1 protein-coding gene is annotated in these 234 nt (G+C 38.5%); it reads left to right on the plus strand.

The features are described from left to right. A partial coding sequence (locus ACG72T_RS12595) for a MucBP domain-containing protein (RefSeq protein WP_395266476.1) occupies window positions 1–234 on the plus strand: 234 nt, incomplete at both ends.

The following is a 234-nucleotide window of genomic DNA, read 5'->3' on the forward strand; positions in this document are numbered from 1 at the left end:
GGCGTACAAGATACCGTACTAAAAGACCAAGAAGTTGGTAAAGATGTAGAAGTATCTGCCCCAGTAATCGAAGGTTATACAGCAACTGAAGCTACTAAGAATGTAAATGTAGCTAAAGATGGTTCAACTGTAACGTTCACATATACAAAAAACGCTACAACGCCAACTGATCCTGAAACTGATAAGACAGATGTAACAATCAAGGCAGTTGACGAAAATGGCAAAGCTATTGAA

Source organism: Companilactobacillus sp. FL22-1 (genome assembly GCF_043951805.1).
GTDB lineage: Bacteria > Bacillota > Bacilli > Lactobacillales > Lactobacillaceae > Companilactobacillus.